12 protein-coding genes are annotated in these 15,883 nt (G+C 72.7%); 6 read left to right on the forward strand and 6 right to left on the reverse strand.

Features of this window, described 5'->3' with window-relative positions; translation table 11 throughout:
* Positions 1-94 precede the first annotated feature (94 nt).
* A complete protein-coding gene (locus ABZT02_RS12540) occupies positions 95-1,054 on the reverse strand; it encodes a helix-turn-helix transcriptional regulator (protein ID WP_356016946.1) in 960 nt (319 codons plus the stop codon).
* Between the two features lie 212 nt (positions 1,055-1,266).
* Between ABZT02_RS12540 and ABZT02_RS12545 the strand changes: the two genes are divergently transcribed.
* Both ABZT02_RS12545 and ABZT02_RS12550 read left to right on the forward strand, forming a co-directional pair.
* Positions 1,267-1,638 (forward strand): ANTAR domain-containing protein, encoded by a 372-nt coding sequence (locus ABZT02_RS12545; RefSeq protein WP_356016948.1) that lies wholly within the window; start codon positions 1,267-1,269, stop codon positions 1,636-1,638.
* Between the two features lie 212 nt (positions 1,639-1,850).
* Entirely contained in the window at positions 1,851-3,020 is a 1,170-nt protein-coding gene (locus ABZT02_RS12550; RefSeq protein WP_356016950.1) for an alanine--tRNA ligase-related protein, read from the forward strand.
* A 3-nt stretch (positions 3,021-3,023) separates the two neighbouring features.
* Here ABZT02_RS12550 and ABZT02_RS12555 read toward each other — a convergent pair whose 3' ends face one another.
* Positions 3,024-5,372 (reverse strand): FtsX-like permease family protein, encoded by a 2,349-nt coding sequence (locus ABZT02_RS12555; RefSeq protein ID WP_356016952.1) that lies wholly within the window; start codon positions 5,370-5,372, stop codon positions 3,024-3,026.
* The gene (locus ABZT02_RS12560; RefSeq protein ID WP_356016954.1) at positions 5,369-6,061 is read right to left on the reverse strand and encodes an ABC transporter ATP-binding protein; all 693 of its coding nucleotides are present in this window, start codon (positions 6,059-6,061) and stop codon (positions 5,369-5,371) included. Before ABZT02_RS12560 ends, ABZT02_RS12555 begins: the two co-directional genes overlap by 4 nt.
* 218 nt (positions 6,062-6,279) lie before the next feature.
* Here ABZT02_RS12560 and ABZT02_RS12565 point away from each other — a divergent pair, with 218 nt between their 5' ends.
* Positions 6,280-7,578, forward strand: coding sequence for a histidine kinase (locus ABZT02_RS12565; RefSeq protein ID WP_356016956.1), 1,299 nt, complete (start codon positions 6,280-6,282; stop codon positions 7,576-7,578).
* 247 nt (positions 7,579-7,825) lie between these two features.
* Positions 7,826-8,530 carry a response regulator transcription factor gene (locus ABZT02_RS12570; protein ID WP_356017139.1) on the forward strand — a complete coding sequence of 235 codons (705 nt, stop codon included), beginning with the start codon at positions 7,826-7,828 and terminating at the stop codon, positions 8,528-8,530.
* Here ABZT02_RS12570 and ABZT02_RS12575 read toward each other — a convergent pair.
* Positions 8,527-8,979 (reverse strand): flavodoxin family protein, encoded by a 453-nt coding sequence (locus tag ABZT02_RS12575; RefSeq protein ID WP_356016958.1) that lies wholly within the window; start codon positions 8,977-8,979, stop codon positions 8,527-8,529. The genes ABZT02_RS12570 and ABZT02_RS12575 overlap by 4 nt on opposite strands.
* 94 nt (positions 8,980-9,073) lie before the next feature.
* On the opposite strand from ABZT02_RS12575, the gene ABZT02_RS12580 reads away from it, so the two are divergent.
* Positions 9,074-9,706: a class I SAM-dependent methyltransferase gene (locus ABZT02_RS12580; protein ID WP_356016960.1), complete on the forward strand. Its 633-nt coding sequence runs from the start codon at positions 9,074-9,076 to the stop codon at positions 9,704-9,706.
* A gap of 71 nt (positions 9,707-9,777) precedes the next feature.
* On the opposite strand, the gene ABZT02_RS12585 is transcribed toward ABZT02_RS12580, so the two are convergent.
* Both ABZT02_RS12585 and ABZT02_RS12590 read right to left on the reverse strand, forming a co-directional pair.
* The gene (locus ABZT02_RS12585; protein ID WP_356016962.1) at positions 9,778-12,771 is read right to left on the reverse strand and encodes a glycosyl hydrolase; all 2,994 of its coding nucleotides are present in this window, start codon (positions 12,769-12,771) and stop codon (positions 9,778-9,780) included.
* A 78-nt stretch (positions 12,772-12,849) separates the two neighbouring features.
* Positions 12,850-14,829: a BTAD domain-containing putative transcriptional regulator gene (locus ABZT02_RS12590; protein WP_356016964.1), complete on the reverse strand. Its 1,980-nt coding sequence runs from the start codon at positions 14,827-14,829 to the stop codon at positions 12,850-12,852.
* A gap of 122 nt (positions 14,830-14,951) precedes the next feature.
* Here ABZT02_RS12590 and ABZT02_RS12595 point away from each other — a divergent pair, with 122 nt between their 5' ends.
* Entirely contained in the window at positions 14,952-15,836 is an 885-nt protein-coding gene (locus tag ABZT02_RS12595; protein WP_356016966.1) for an alpha/beta hydrolase, read from the forward strand.
* The last annotated feature ends 47 nt before the right edge of the window (positions 15,837-15,883 follow it).

Consider the following 15,883-nt stretch of genomic DNA (forward strand, 5'->3'; position numbering starts at 1 on the left):
TGGGACCGTAGGGCGGCAGGGGCGCGCCTCTCGGCGGTTGCTCACAAGAACGCAGGGCCTGGCGGGCCCTTTGTCACCAGCCGCAGAGCGGAGGTCAGCCGTTGTGCAGGGTACGGCGGGGCGCGCGCTCGTAGGAGTGCCGGTAGAGGGTGGCGAAGCGGCCGGGATGGTAGAAGCCCCAGCGGGCGGCGATGTCCGTGACCGTGTTTCCCTCCTCGGGGTCGGCCGCCGCCAGCTCGTCGTGGGCGCGGGACAGGCGGACCTGACGGAGGTACGCGAGCGGGGTCATGTCCAGGTGCCGGCGGAAGGCGTACTGCAGCGCGCGGACGCTGACATGGGCCGCCTCCGCGATCTGGGCGACGGTGAGAGGCCGGTCGGCGTTGTCCTCCATGTGCGCGACGGCACGGCGCAGGGCCGCCGGATGGGCGTCCTGGCGGTCGGAGCCGGTGGGGTCGGTGGACGCCGTGTTGGGAAAGGTGGCCAGGACGGTCGCGGCCAGGTGCTGGGCTGCGGTGGAGGCGACGAGCGGCTGGTCGGCGACGGTGGGATCCGACAGGACGTGTTCCTGCACATAGCGGATGGTCTCCCGCAGCCGGTCGGCCGCGGCGGGGGTGTGCGGCCGGTGTCCGGTCAGCCGGACCGGCTCCCTGCGTCGCGGGTCGGCGGTGGCCGCGACCTGGCTGAGCAGCTCCGGGTCCAGCATGGTGATGTTGTAGCGGGCCGCGTGGACACGGCCCGCGTAGGACAGCTCGGGCGGGGCGAGGGACACCACGTCGCCGGGGCCGAAGGAGTCCGAGACGCCCTGCTGGACATGGTCCTGGATCGTGCCCTCGTGGACCACGCACAGGCAGATCCGGCCCAGCGGGGTGACGGCGTAGCTCATGTCGAAGTCCAGGTCGAGTTCGTCGACGCTGACCGAGTCGATGGCGCTGCGGTGGATCCGCGCACGGCTGCTCTCCGGGGTGCCGTTGCCGATCCGCATCTTCGCGTAGGCCTGGCTGAGGAACTCCTCAGTACGGTCCAGGTCGTCGCTGTCGAAGGTCAGCGTCTCCATCGCAGGCAGGTTCTCCCTCTCTCGGCTCGGCTCCTCTTTCGCACATACCCTCGAATGTCACGATGCTGCGGACCGCGTTTCGTTTTCTGTCCTGCCAGGTCACAAGGTGTGCGTCCGGTGACTCGTCAGTGGTGGTCCGCGGCGGGCAGGCTGGACGGGCGGCGACCGTCGGAGTCGCCGGGCGACAGGGGGAGAGGGCGACAGGGCTGTGCATGACGGAACGCGAAGAGCTGGTCGGGAAGATCGAAGAACTCCAGGAGGAGGTCGCCCAGCTCCGGCAGGCCGTTGTCTCACACGCCGTCGTGGATCAGGCGATCGGTGTCGTCATCGCGTTGAGCGGTCTGCGTCCCGAGCAGGGGTGGGAGGTCCTCAAGACCGTGTCCCAGCGCACCAACACCAAGCTGCGGGAAGTCGCCCAGCACATCGTGCGCTGGCCCGAGCGCGGCAGCCTGCCGCCGGAGATCCGCCCGGCCCTGCGCATCGCGCTGACCGAGGCGCGCACGATGCACGGAGGCCGGTCGCTGATACGGCAGGAACAGCGGTCCAAGGGCTACGGCGGCGCCCTCTCCGGGAAATCCGAGTGACGGACCGGGACGCCTGTGCGTACCGTTGACCGTATGGAGATCAGCAGCCGTACCCACACCGCAGCCGCGCGAGCGACCAGCTCGCCGGCTGCCGACGCCTGACCTCCCCCCACTCCCCCGGCGGCCGGAAACGGACCGCCGGTGCAGGACCTCTGGTCGCCGCCTGTTCCCGCGGTCGTTTCCGGTCCCACGAGACCGAAGGAACACCCGCCATGGACACGGAACGCACCGTAGGCGTCTTCACCGACTTCTACCGCGAGCGCGGACACCACCTGATCACCGGCAGCACCCTGCTGCCACCGCCCGGGGACCCGGTGCTGTTCACCACCTCGGGCATGCATCCGCTCACTCCCCATCTTGAGGGCCGCCCACATCCCCGTGGCCGTCGCCTCGTCAATGTGCAGCGCTGCCTGCGGACGACCGATCTCGACGAGGTCGGTGACTCCACGCACCTGACGGTGTTCGCGATGCTCGGCTCGTGGTCGCTCGGCGACTACGGCCACTCGCAGAGCCTGCGCTGGGGCCACGAGCTGCTCCGCGACGGATTCGGCATCCCCCGCGACAGACTCCACGTCACGGTCTTCGGCGGTGACGAGCAGGTGGGCCCCGACCTCGAGTCACTGCGCACCTGGCAGGAGCTCGGGGTACCCGTGGAGCTCACCCGGGAGGACAACTGGTGGTCCAACGGGCCGGTCGGCCCGTGCGGCCCCGACTCGGAGATCTTCGTCTGGACCGGCGGCACCCCGCCTCAGGGCACACCCACCACGGACCCGCGCTGGGTGGAGATCTGGAACCACGTCGTCATGCGCTACCGGCGCCTGGAGGACGGTTCGCTCCAGCCCCTGCAGCGTCCGGGCATCGACACCGGCATGGGGCTGGAGCGCTTGGTCACCGTGTTGCAGGGCCGCGACTCGGTCTACGACACCGATCTGTTCGAGCCCTGGATGCGGCTGCTGCCGCCCCTGTGGGACCTCGACGGGCCGTCGCTGCGTATGGTCTGCGACCATCTGCGCTCCGGTGTCGTCGTGATCGGCGACGGGGTACGACCGTCCAACACCGGGCGCGGTTACGTCCTGCGCCGGGTCGTCCGCCGACTGCTCACCACCCTGCGGCGCGACGATCCGTCCCGCACCCTCTCCGACCTGCCGGTGGAGCTCCTCCAGCACACGCTGGACCACTTCCGCCCGGACTGCGGAACCGGGCTCGTGCGTGACGTGCTGCTGGAGGAGGAACGCCGGTTCGACCGCCTGCTGGAGCGCGGCCGGCGGCTGCTGTCCGGGCCGCGGTACCGGGGGCCGCTCGGCGAGGAGGACTACGAGTACCTCCACGACACCCACGGCCTGCCCCGCGACCTGGTTCTCAGCCTGCGCCGGGAGGAGTGACGGCTACTCCGTCCGCAGGGCCGTCGCCGTCCGGGCCCGGGCCGCCCAGCCCGCCGGGAGCATCGCGCCCAGCAGGGCGATGACGAGACCGGCCAGGCCCAGCAGGAGCAGTTGTGGAGTGTCGTACACGTCGAGGACGGACCTGGGCAGTTCGGTGCCCGCCGTGTGTCCCATCACCGGGAGCACGAAACCGTGCAGCGCGTATCCGGCGGGGACGCCGACGAGACCGCCGAGCACGCCGATGCCGGTCACCGAGGCGAGGACGAGGCTCACGGTCTGCCGGGGCGACATGCCGAGCGCCTTGCACACGCCCAGGTCGTGGACGCGCTCCCGGGTGTCCAGGACGACGGAGTTGAGGACGCCGAGGCCCGCCACGGAGACGAGCATCAGGGTGAGGAGCGCGGCCATCGTGTTCAGGACGAGGATGAAGTTGTCGCCCTCGGAAGGGGAGTTGGCCCGAGTGTCGGCGCCCAGGGGCTCGGTCTTCGCGTCGAGCTCCTGGGCGTAGGCGACCGCGGAGACGCCCTCTTTCACGTCGATCAGGAACATCCGGGGCTTGGCCGTCGGGAAGTCCGCCATGTTCGCGTAGATCTCCAGTTCGTCGTCCGAGGTGCCGAAGGCCTCGCCGACGATCCGCAGGGTGGCCGTCTCCTTCCCCACGGTCACGCGTACGGTGTCGCCGATCTCGGTGCCGGTGCTGTCCAGGAACCGGCCCGGCACCACGACCTGGCCCGCGCCGGTCAGCCAGTGACCGGAGATCATGGCGTAGCCGCCGCGGCTGGAGTCGCCCTGGTAAAGGGTCGCCTGGACGGCTCCGGAGACCCCGGCCACGGTGGCGTCCTCCTGGCCCAGGCCGTAGTACGAGGCGGTGCCCGCCTGCGCCTTGATGGCGGCGCTGACCTGCGCGGAGTCAGCCGGTTCGGGCTCTTGGGTGCCCGGTGCGGGGACGTGCTCGCCGCCCGCGATGCTCGGACCGCCGGCGAAGACGGTGACCGCTGAGCTGTCCTCGGGGTCCTGTATCGCGCTGACCTCGTTCAGTGAGGAGGTCAGGCCGACGGCGAAGGTCGCGGCGATCGTGCCGAAGGCGACGGCGAGCAGCATCGCGAGCGTGCGGACCGGATGGGCGAAGGGGCCGGCCAGGCCGTAGGTCACGGCTCGGGGCAGCGGCAGCCGGCCCGCCGCGCGGTGTGCCCACTGGCCCCGTCCGGTGCGCGGGGCCCGGCCGACGGCAATGGCCTCGACCGTGCGCAGCCTCCCGGCCCGCAGCGCGGGGACGAAGGCCGCGATCCCGACGACCAGCAGCGCGCCGACGGGTACCACGACATCCACCCACCAGGCGACGGACAGGGTGGCGGTGCCGTACGCCTGCTCGGTGTCGTCGAGGAGCGGTACGGCCAGCAGGTTGCCGAGGACGACGCCGAGCGCGATGCCCACCACCGCCGGAATGAGCGCCTGGGCCACGTAGGCGCGGACGACCTCGCGCGGAGTGAAGCCGATGGCCTTGAGGATGCCGATCCTGCGCAGGCTGGTGCCGACCGCGCCGCTGATGACGCTGCCGACGATGATCACCGACATGACGATGCCGAGGACCCCGAAGGCGACCAGGAAGGGGATGGTCGGAGCGGCGCCCGAGTCGGCGGCGCTCTTGGTGTCGAGGTAGGACTGTGTGCCGACCAGTGCTCCGGCCGGAACGGCGGCGAGGAGCTTCTTGCGGTCGGCGGCGATGTCGCCCTTGGAGCCCGCCGAGTCGAAGCGGTAGAGCATCTGGCTGGTGACGTGGTGTTCCCTGGAGGCAAGCGCCCTGGCCTGCGCGGGAGTTGCCCATACGTCGGCGGTCCTGCTGGCCGAGGTGGCGAAGCCGACGACCGTGAGAGTCGTGCCGGAGGCGGTCAGGGTGTCGCCCACCTTGAAGGCGGCTCCCTCGTAGGAGGAGCTGAGCACGATCTCGCCCGGCTTCCGCGCCCACCGGCCGGACGTGAGGTCCAGGTCGTCCACGTCCGCGTGCGGGCCGGTGCGTCCGACCAGCGTCATGGCCGGAGGCTGCCGCCCGGACGAGTCCGTCGCCTCGATGACCGTGGCGGGGTACGGCCCCGCGCTCGCGGTCACTCCGTCCAGTTGCCCGGTGGTCCCGAGCCGCTGCGCGGTGACCTTGGCCGGATCGAACTCCGCGGTGAGGTGGGCGCCTTGCTGCGCGGCGAAGGCGTGGTCGAAGGGCGCGTCCGAGACGACCATGAGGGAACCGGCGACCACGGCCGCCGCCACGGCCATCATCGTGGCGATGGCGATGACGACCGTCTGCACCCGGCGCCGGCCCACCCCGGAGCGTACGACACGGGCGAGCGGGCCGGTCATCGCACGCCCTGCGCGCGGGAGTCGAGGGCGACATGGCCGTCGACGAGGTGGATGGTGCGGCTCGCACAGGCCTCGGCCAGGGCCGGGTCGTGGGTGACGAGCACGATGGTCTGTCCGCCGCGGTGCAGGTCGACGAGGAGTTCCCGGACGTCCTGGCCCGAGGCGCTGTCGAGGGCACCGGTCGGCTCGTCGGCCAGCAGCAGGGCGGGCCGGTTCACCAACGCCCGGGCCACGGCGACGCGTTGGCGTTCGCCGCCGGAGAGCCGGCCGGGGTAGGCGCGGGCGTGCTTCTCGATGCCCAGCACCGCCATGAGCTCGTGTGCCCGCGCCTCCGTCCTGCGCCGTGAGGTCCCGGTGAGCTCGGCGGGAAGCTGGATGTTGTCGAGGACGGTGAGGTCGTCGAGGAGGTTGAAGAACTGGAAGACCATGCCGATCCGTTCGCGGCGGAACCGGGCCAGGGCGTGCTCGCCGAGCCGGTCGACCTGCTGCCCGGCGACGGTCACGGTGCCCTCGGTCGGCTTGTCGAGGCCCGCGACGAGGTTCAGCAGCGTGGACTTGCCGCTGCCGGAGGGGCCGGTCACGGCGAGGGCCTCGCCCTGGGCGACGGAGAGGTCGAGCGGTCCGAGCGCGGGTGCGCCGGCGTCGTCGTAGCGCTTGGCCACGCCCTTCAGTTCGATCACTGCGGTCATGGGAGGTGCCCGTCCTGTCGGTCGTCGGGTCGTGTCCTTGTCGGCTTGGCGAAGGTAGGGAACAACGGGTCGCGGGCGCGTCGGCCGGAGCACCGAGATGCGGCCCTCCGTGCGGAGGACCGGCAGACGGGGTCATCCCTGCGAAGTACGCCCGGCGGAGGGGGCGTTGGTCGCGAGGGCGGACGCGCCACGGGCCCGGGGACCGCGACAATGACCGTATGGAGACGGAGTACCTGCGGGGATGGCGTCGGCAGGTGCGTGCTGCGCTACGGCCGGAGGCCAGGGGCGGTCCGCTGTCGCGGCGGTCGGTGTGGTTCGACGTGCTGCTCGCCGTGCTACTGACCGTGGTCGCGCTGGTCGTGGCGTCGCGCTATCCCGGCGACGGGCCGGTGCAGGTGTCGAGGTTCGAGCACGGCGTGCCGGTGCCGCCCCGGCCTCCCGTTCTTCCGGGCGCGCGGATCGAGGAGCCGGTCTCGTCGGCGTCCTGGGTCCTGGTCGTGCTGTCGGCGCTCCCGCTGGCGGCGCGTCGGCGGTTTCCGCTGACCGTGTTCGCCGTGGTGCTCTGCGCGGGGCTGGCCATCGGCGACGACGCCTCCTGGATCAACGTCCTGACCTGCGTCATCGGCACATACACCGCGGTGATGCACAGCCGTCACCGGGTGGGGGCGATGGCCGGCCTCGTCATCGCCGCCGTCCTCGCCGGTGTGGCCTTCCGGTCGACACAGCCGGTACTGCCCGGCTGGTCGAGTCCCGGGGTGGTGCTGCTGGTGGCCGGGGTGCTCGCCAGCGTGGTCCGGCTCGGGCGGCGGCGGCTCGCGGCCAGCCGGGACCGGTTCGCGGCACTGGAGCGGACGCACGAGGAGGCGACGCGCAGGGCCGTCGCGGAGGAACGGGCCCGGATAGCCGCCGAGTTGCACGATGTCGTGACCCACAATGTGAGCGTGATGGTCATCCAGGCGGGCGCCGCGCGCAAGGTCATGGACGCGGCCCCCGAGCGGTCGAAAGAGGCACTGCTCGCGGTCGAGGCCGGGGGCCGGGCCGCGATGGCCGAACTCCGGCACGTGATGGGCCTGTTGGCCGCGTCGGACACCGGCCGTGCCGACTCCCCCGCCGACGGCCTCGCACCGCAGCCGGGCCTCGGGCAGTTGGACGCGCTGATCGACCGGGTGCGGGCCGCCGGGACACCGGTCGGCGTCGCGGTCTCGCTGCCTCCGGAACCGCTGCCGCCCGGCGTGGACCTCACGGCGTACCGGGTGGTCCAGGAGGCGCTGACCAACACCATCAAACACGCGCCCGGCGCGGAGGCCGTCGTCACCGTCGGCTGGTCCGGCGACCGGCTGGAGATCGAGGTCATGGACAGCGGCGGAGTCCGCGACGGGGTGCCCGCGGACGGGAACGGCCGCGGGCTGATCGGTCTGCGCGAGCGCCTCGCGGTCTACGGCGGCGAGCTGACGGCGGTCCCGACCCTCGCCGGCGGCTTCCGCATCAGGGCGGAGGTGCCGTGGCGGACGGTGTGAGCGGCGACGGGCGGGCGGAGAGACGCCGGCGGCGGACGGCTGGAGGGGCTGCTTCGACGGACGGGGGTACGGGCGGATCGGCCTCGGCGGCGGACCGGTCGAACGATGGAGCGGCCTCGGCGTCGGCTCCGCCCACCAGGGGCGCGGCCTCGTCGGCGAGCCGACGCATCGGTCAAGCCCCTTCGTCGGCGGACGGCACGGGTGGGGAGTGGCCGGGGTGACTGACGGGGTGAACGGCGTGACCGACATGAACGGCGACCGGCTGCGGGCGGTCATCGCCGACGACCAGGCCCTCGTACGGACCGGGTTCGGGATGATCCTGAGCGCGGACGGCATCGAGGTGACCGCGGAGGCGGCGGACGGGGCGGAGGCGGTCGCCGCGGTCCGGCGGACCCGCCCCGACGTGGTCCTCATGGACATCCGGATGCCGGGCATGGACGGCATCGAGGCCACCCGGCGGATCCTCGCCGAAGACACCGCGGGCGAGATCCGCGTGATCATCCTGACCACGTACGACCTCGACCACTACGTCTACGCCGCGCTCACCGCCGGTGCCAGCGGCTTCCTCCTCAAGGACGTCACGCCCGAACATCTGGTGGCGGCCGTACGGCTGGTGCGGTCCGGGGACGCCCTGCTGGCGCCCACGATCACCCGCCGCCTGATCGAGCGCTTCGCCCAGCGGGAGGAAGCGCTGCCCTCATCCGGCCCGCACCGGGACCTGTCCGGGCTGACCCCGCGCGAGCTGGAGGTGCTGCGGCTGCTGGCGACGGGGCTCAGCAACGCCGAGCTCGCGGAGCGGCTGTTCCTCAGTCCGACGACGGTGAAGACGCACATCGGCCGCATCCTGTCGAAGCTGGAGCTGCGCGACCGCGTCCATGCGGTCGTCCTCGCCTACGAGAGCGGGCTGATCACACCGGGCGGTACCGCGGAGGGCGCCTTCCGGGACGCCTAGGACATCAGCCCGGCCGCGACCGTCGCGCCCAGCTCCCAGCACGCCTCGATGTCGGCCTTGCCCGGTTCGCCGGTGACCGTCACCGGTTCGGCCGCACGCCGCCAGCCCAGTCCCGTCGTGATCGTCTCGATGCCGCGCCGGGCGCCGGTGACGTCGTTGCCGCCGTGGAGGTAGCATCCGAAGGGTCGGCCGCGCGTCTCGTCGAGGCACGGGTAGTAGATCTGGTCGAAGAAGTGCTTGAGGGCGCCGGACATGTAGCCGAGGTTGGCCGGGGTGCCGAGCAGGTAGCCGTCCGCCTCCAGCACGTCCGAGGCGGTGGCGGACAGGGCCGCGCGCCGTACGACTCGGACGTCCTCGATCTCCGGCGCCGTCGCCCCGGAGACGACGGCCTCGAACATCGCCTGGCAGTTCGGCGAGGGCGTGTGATGCACGATCAGCAAGGTGGCCACGGTCGAACCCTGCCCTGCCCCGGCTTTCGTCCGCAAGCCGGCCCCGGTCGGACACTGCCGGGCTACGATGCCGGAAACCGCGAGGGGGAGCGAAGTGGCTGACAGGGGACAGCGGGCGGCGGCGGTCTTCGACGCACTGGGGGCGACGTACGAGAAGGCGTTCGCCCACTCCGAGGCGCATCTGGCGTCGCTGGAGTGGCTGCTCGGGGGGCTGGCTCCCGGGAGCCGGGTGCTGGACGTCGGCAGCGGGACCGGCCGCCCCACGGCGGCGACACTGGCCGCCGCCGGTCACGATGTGCTGGGCGTGGACGTCTCCCCCGTCATGGTGGACCTCGCGACCCGGCAGGTGCCGCAGGCCACGTTCCGCCACGCCGACATCCGTGAACTGCCGCTGGAGGAGGGTTCGTTCGACGCGGTCTGCGTGTACTTCTCGCTGCTCCAGATGACCCGCGCCGAGCAGTCGGAGGTGCTGGGGCGGCTGACGCGGGCCCTGCGGCCCGGCGGCCTTCTGGTGCTCGCCACCGTGCCCGCCGATGTGGAGGACCTGGCGATCGAGTTCATGGGTCAGCCCGTCCGGGCGACCAGCTTCGCCGCCGAGGACGTCGTGGCCGTGGTGCGCGACGCGGGTCTGACGGTGGAGTCCGAGCAGGTCGTGGAGTTCACCCCGGACCACCCCCAGGGCGCCGTCGAGCCGCATCTGTTCGTGTACTGCCGACGGGCGTCCTGACGGCGTACGACTGCTGACCGCCACCCGTGAGTGCGGGCGCACCGGCGAACCCCGGTGCGCCCGCACCGCCATCAGCGAACCGGCACCCCCACGTACGGCACCACCCGGACCGGCCCCACCAGACCGTGATCCTGACGGGCGGCACCGCCGAACACCGTGGGCTGCACGACCCGGAGCCGGTTGATGAGCGGGGTCGCCACCTCGATCTCCAGAGTGTTCTCGCCGCGCCTCAGCCAGGGCCCGAGGTCGACGACGGGATGCAGCCGGTCGGCCGCGGGCAGCCGTCGGCCGTTGACGCTCACCCGGAACGTGTCACTGACCTGCCCCAGTTCCAACTCGGCGCCGTGGGACGCCGTCCAGTCGGCCGGCAGGGTCACCGTCGTGCGGTACCGGCCGATGCCGGCCGAGTCGGCCAGCTCGGGGATCTGCGACCAGGGCTTCAGCGTGTCGAGCGTGAGGCTGCGCCGGACGTGCTCGGTCCGGGTCGCGTCAGAGCCCGGGAACCAGTCGTCGACGTCCAGCTCCCAGCGTTCCGGTGTGATCGGCGCGGGCACGGCGGGCGTCCTGGTGGTGACGGTGCGGCCCTGGGACAGGCGTGTGGTCCAGGTACCGGCCGTGCGGGCACGCACGGTCAGCCCGCGCTCGGTGAACAGCACCGCGTCGGCGTCGGTGGCCTCGGCGTGGGGGCTGTTTCCCCGGCGGTCGCCGAACAGGCCCGGCCGTCCCAGGGCGACGATCATGGTCTGGCCCGGCTGGAGCGTGACACGCAGGGTGATGTCGTCCCCGTCCTCGGTGTACCGGGCGAGCCGGGTCGCCTCGCCCGTCCAGGGATCGAGCAGATACGGCACGGTCCTGCCGCCGTGGGTGCGGCGCAGCGTGACGTCGTGGTCGATCGCGGCCACGGGCGGCTTGACCGTCTCGGCGTGCTTGCCGTTGCAGAGGTAGTAGAAGTCCGCGTCGGCGGTGACCCGGTGGGCGTTGAGAAGCGTGGACGCGGTCGCGTGCCGTACGTCGGCGCTCACGCCGAGTGCGGCGAGGGCGTCGCCGACCGCCGCCTTGTCGGTGACCCGGACGACATGGGGCAGGGCGAGCAGCCGGGTGAGGAGGCCGCGCAGCCGGTCCGTCTCGCCCTGGTCCGGGACGCCGGGGGTCAGCGCCTGGTCGAAGGCGCCGAACAGGACCACGGGGAGTCCGGCCTCGGCCAGGGCGAGGATCCTGCGGGCGTCCTCGACGGCGAGTGTGGGGGTCGAGCTGTAGAAGAAGTCGCCCTCGACGAACAGCGCCTTGTAGGCGGGGCCGTCCGGGGCGAGCCGCCCGCCGGAGACGGTGGCGGAGGGCAGGTCGAGGAGGGGACCGCTGAGGAACTGGTGGGTCCAGCCGAGCGGGACTCCGGCCGCGGTGAACCAGGAGGCGCCGATCCCGGTGGCGGTGTAGCCGGTCTGCCGGAACACCGCCACGTCCGCTCTCGCGGTACCGCTCTGGAGCACCTGGTGGACCCGGCCCAGGTATCCGGAGATGTCCTCCACGTGCCGCCAGGTGGGCTGGCGCGGGCCCCATGACTCGCCGTAGCCGGCGGTGCCGTTGTAGGGGCTGAAGGCCGCGAACCCCGGCCAGTTCACCCCGGGCGCGGTGGCGTAGGAGAAGCCGTGCAGGACGGTCTGGTTGACGCCGGCCGCGTAGGCGCCGCCCATGGTGCGCAGGAAGCGGTCCCAGGTCGTGCTGTACGCGGAACCGTTGTAGGCGCCCGCCTCGCACGACAGCACGGTCCGTCCGGCCATGTCCCGGCCGCCTGCCAGGCAGCGGTAGTCGTCCAGGTTCTTGAAGCCGAGCGACTCGCCCTCGGGGATGTCGAGGATCGCGGCCGAGGCGATGGCGTCCGTCTGGAGGCCGTAGGGCTGCGAGCGCAGGGTCATGCCGAGGGAGTGCGCCCAGTCCCGCAGGGCGGTGAGGTGGTTGCGGTTGAAGAGACCCGAGACGGTCTCCCAGAAGTCGTGCCGGATCTGCCGGGTCAACTGGGCTTCGTAGGCGAAGACTTGGTTGCTGTTGTCGAGGACGAGGGCGGGCAGGTACGGCAGCAGGGGGCGTCCGGTGTGCTTCTCGAAGGCCTCGGGCAGCAGAGGGGTCCAGTTCAGGCCGTCGGTCTCCAGCTCCACGGAGTCCTCGAAGAAGGAGCCGCCCGCGGCCCGCAACAGGCGCCGCAGGGACGGGGTCAGCAGGTGGTCCTGCCAGTAGGAGGTGACGGCGGTCGTGCCGGCGGGGCTGAAGTGGTCGACGGCGTAGGCCGCCGGGGCGGAGTGGGGGCCCGACTCGGGCTGCTGGCCCGAGCCGCGCACCCAGTAGGAGATGAGCACCCAGTCCCCGCCTTCGGGCGCCGTCCAGGTCAGCGCGCCGTCGGTGACGGTCGCGGTGAGGTCCTGGACGCTCGCGGGGTCGAGGCCGGTCTCCTTGCGGGTCGAGTTGGCGGGCTCGACCCGGGCGGCCTGTACGGCGAGGAGCTGCCGGCGGGTCACGCCCGCGGCCGGGGCGTGGACGGGCGGCGGGACCGGACCCTGGTAGGTGCTCCCGCCGGTCAACGCGGCCCGGCCGTGCACGAGTTCCTTGGCGGCGGCCTCGTCGTCGGGGGTGAGGCCGGGGACGGCGACGGGCCAGCTGGGGCCGAGGGTGATGTCGACGGTGAGGCCCCGTCTCGCCGCGCGGCGCAGCGCGGACTCGACCCCGTCCCGCCAGGGTCTGCTCCCCCAGCCGTGGTGTGCGGTGTCCAGGACCGACTTGTCCTTGATGCTGTGGTGGACGGCGGCGATCTCCACGCCGCCGAATCCCGCGTCGGCGATCTGGTCGATCTCGCGGGCGATCTCGTCCGCGTCCACGAGACCGTCCGGCCACCACCAGCGGAACCGGGGCCGTACGGACTGCAGGGGGGCCGCGAACCAGTCGGCGGTCACCCCCGAGGTCCCGGCCACGGCCGGAACCCCCACCCCGAGCGCCGCGACGGCGCCGGCGGTCAGTCCGGCGGCCAGGACCGCGCGTCGGGATATTCCGCCGCGCTGCGGGATGGCTTCATGCATGTGGGCGCCCCAAAGTCGATATTGAATCGTTTCAATCACTGCGGACGCCCGAACGCTAAGCCTGCGGCTCGACCAAGGTCAAGATGCGTGCACTGTGAACGCGGCAGCCAGTGCGTCCAGGTGGTCCGCGACCGGACCCGCGGTGAGCAAGCCGCTCGCGGCGCCCGCGAGTTCGCCTCGCGCGGGTTCGAGCGCACTCCGAGCACGCCGCATCAGCGCACGGTCGCCCACCTGGATGGCCGCGCGGGCGAGCAGACTCCACAGCGCCTCGTACAGCAGGTCCCCGGGCGGGGAGGGGATGCCGGCCAACAGGCGTACGGCGTCCTGGTCGCGTCCCTCGGCGAGCAGCAACAGGGGGCGCACCCAGGGTTCGTAGGGGCCCCAGTCGGTGTCGGGGTCGGCGGTAACGGGGAGGCCGTGGTGCAGCCGGAGGCACAGCAGGGCGAGGGGCAGCAGCCCGTGTTCCAGGCCGGGCATGCCCGCGCCTGCAAGGGACTTGGCGGCCTCCCGGTACGCGGACTCGCCGAGGTGCGGGGGCTCTGTCGCCGCGGTGCGCAGTGCGCGGTACCACGTGGTGAAGACGGCGACGAGAGGCAGTTCGTGGCGGTCGGCGAGCGCGTCGGCGGCGGCCGCGTGCCCGTCGGCGGCCGTGAAGTCGGCGGTCGCGCAGTGGGCCTGCAGCCGGATCAGCCGGCCGAGGACCTCGTAGGTGAACAGGCCGTGCTGTGCGGCCACTTCGGTGATCTCCGCGCCGATCCCGCCCCGCCGGGGGGCGAGTCCGGCTCGTTCGAAGGTCTGCATGAACAGCCCGTTGAGGGCGAAGACGAGCAGGTTGGCGTCGTTGAGCCGCCGTGCGCCGGCCACGGCCTGATGGGCCGCCTGGCGGGCGCGTGTCCCGCCGGGGAGGGTGCCGCGCGACTCCACCGCCACGGTGGCCAGGAGCCGTGCCCTTGCCGACTCGTGCGTGCCCGGCGCCAGGCGGCGCAAGGTGCGTTCCGCGGCGCCCACCAGCCGGTCGGCCTGGGCCGAGTCGTCGGAGCGGGTCCAGACGGCGGGCACGTCGTAGACGCCGATGACGCGGGCCGTCAGCTCCGGGTCGCCCAGCTGTTCGGCCGCCGCCACGGCTGCGGCGCGGTGCCGTCGTGCCGCCTCCAGTCCCCCGCCCCCGGTGACGGCGAGGTCGCGCATGAGCACCGCGGTCGATTCCAGACGGGTGCGTGCCCGCAACGGGACCATGCTCGCGTACGACGCGGAGGCCTCGGCCCAGACCTGCGCGGCCGTGTCCGAGGGGCCGGGGTCCAGGTGGTCGGCGTGCCGCAGGATGTCCTGTTCGGTGCGGTTCAACCGCGGGCCCGGCTCCACGCCGAGGTGCTCGCGCAGCAACCGGCGGGCGCGCCGCAGGACGGCCAGGGCGTCGGCCTGGCGCCCGGAGCGGTACAGGGCGAGCGCGAGCAGCTGCCAGGCATCCTCTCGCCAGGGGTGCTCGGCCACGTGGGCGTCGAGGTCCGCCGCCGCGTCGGCGGCGGCACCGAGCGCGAGCTGGGCCTCGGCCCGGCGTTCGACCGTGGCCAGCCGGAGCTCGGTGAGCCGGGAGCGTTCCGCACGGGCCCAGGGTTCTTCGGTGAAGTCGGCGTAGGCGGGGCCGCGCCACAGCTCCAGAGCCTCGGTCAGGCGGGGCACCGCCTGCGCGGGAGGCAGGTTCGACGAGGCGGCGACGGTGTGCTCGAACCGCCAGGCGTCGACGTGAGCGGGGTCCGTGCGCAGGGCGTAGCCGGGGCCTTCGGTGACGAGGAGGCGGGACAGGGTCCGGCGGGGCCGCTCGGGTTCCAGCGCGCGCCGCAGCCCGGCGACGAAGGTCCGGACGGTGCCGACCGCGTCCGCCGGCGGGTTCCCTCCCCACAGATCCTCCACCAGGCGGGGAAGGGGCACGACCTTGCGGCGGGCGACGAGGAGGCGGGCCAGCACGGCGCGGTGCCTCGGGCCCTTGAGGGCGAGCGGTTCCCCGCTCTCGCCCCAGGCGGCCACGGCCCCCAGGACTCCGAACTCGACCACGCGCACGTACCTCAACGTACACGCGTTCATCCGTTGCTCATTCGCTCCCCGGACGCTGGGGTCATCGGCACCACCGGGCCCGGACGCCGATGCCTGCCACCCGCCGTACGACCGAAGAGAGCTCCGCCGTGAAACCCACCATCGCCGGATTCGAGTACCAGCGCGTGTCCGTCGCCGAGGACGTGTCCCTGCATGTGGCCGTAGGAGGGACCGGTTCACCCCTCGTCCTGCTGCACGGCTTCCCGCAGACCCACCTGATGTGGCGCCATGTCGCGGCGGACCTGGCGGCCGACCACACCGTGATCTGCCCCGACCTGCGCGGCTACGGCGACAGCGACAAGCCGCGCGAGGACGGCCCCCACACCTATGCCAAGCGGACCATGGCCGCCGACGTCGTCACCCTGGCGCGTCGGCTGGGACATCCCCGGTTCGCGCTGGCCGGGCACGACCGGGGCGCGCTGGTGGCCTTCCGCGCGGGCCTCGACCATCCGGACGCGGTCTCCCACCTGGCCTGTCTGGACGTCCTGCCGACGCTCGACATGTGGGACGCCCTGCACGGCACGTCGGCGGCGATCGCCTTCCACCTCTACCTCATGGCCCAGCCGCCCGGTCTCGCCGAGCGGATGATCTCCGCGAGCGCGGACGCGTTCTTCGGCCACTTCCTCGACGTGTGGGCGAACCGGCCCGACGCGATCCCCACGGGGGTCCGTGCCGAGTACCTGCGGGCCTGCCGCGAGGCGGTGCCGTCGATCGTCGCCGACTACCGCGCCTCCGCGGGCGTCGACGTCGAGCACGACGAGGCCGACCGGGCCGCGGGAAACCGGCTGGGCATGCCGGTGACCGTGCTCCAGCAGGACTGGGGCGCCGCGCTCGGCTACGAGGCCACCGCCCTGTGGGAGGCCTGGGCCGACGACCTGCGTCATACGACCGTCTCCTGCGGCCACTTCATGGCGGAGGAGACGCCGGCGGAGGTGGCCAAGGCCCTGCGGGAACTCCTCCTTCGGGCAGCGTGACCCGTCTCCCCCATAGCCGGTCTCCGCGCTCGTCGCCTGAGGGCGTG

This window comes from Streptomyces sp. NPDC005402 (assembly GCF_040606575.1).
Taxonomy (GTDB): Bacteria; Actinomycetota; Actinomycetes; order Streptomycetales; family Streptomycetaceae; genus Streptomyces.

Bases quoted from the DNA above. Each gene is read 5' to 3' on its own strand.
- ABZT02_RS12540 (WP_356016946.1), bottom strand. From the start codon at position 1,054: ATGGAGACGCTGACCTTCGACAGCGACGACCTGGACCGTACTGAGGAG.
- ABZT02_RS12545 (WP_356016948.1), top strand. From the start codon at position 1,267: ATGACGGAACGCGAAGAGCTGGTCGGGAAGATCGAAGAACTCCAGGAG.
- ABZT02_RS12550 (WP_356016950.1), top strand. From the start codon at position 1,851: ATGGACACGGAACGCACCGTAGGCGTCTTCACCGACTTCTACCGCGAG.
- ABZT02_RS12555 (WP_356016952.1), bottom strand. From the start codon at position 5,372: ATGACCGGCCCGCTCGCCCGTGTCGTACGCTCCGGGGTGGGCCGGCGC.
- ABZT02_RS12560 (WP_356016954.1), bottom strand. From the start codon at position 6,061: ATGACCGCAGTGATCGAACTGAAGGGCGTGGCCAAGCGCTACGACGAC.
- ABZT02_RS12565 (WP_356016956.1), top strand. From the start codon at position 6,280: ATGGAGACGGAGTACCTGCGGGGATGGCGTCGGCAGGTGCGTGCTGCG.
- ABZT02_RS12570 (WP_356017139.1), top strand. From the start codon at position 7,826: ATGAACGGCGACCGGCTGCGGGCGGTCATCGCCGACGACCAGGCCCTC.
- ABZT02_RS12585 (WP_356016962.1), bottom strand. From the start codon at position 12,771: ATGCATGAAGCCATCCCGCAGCGCGGCGGAATATCCCGACGCGCGGTC.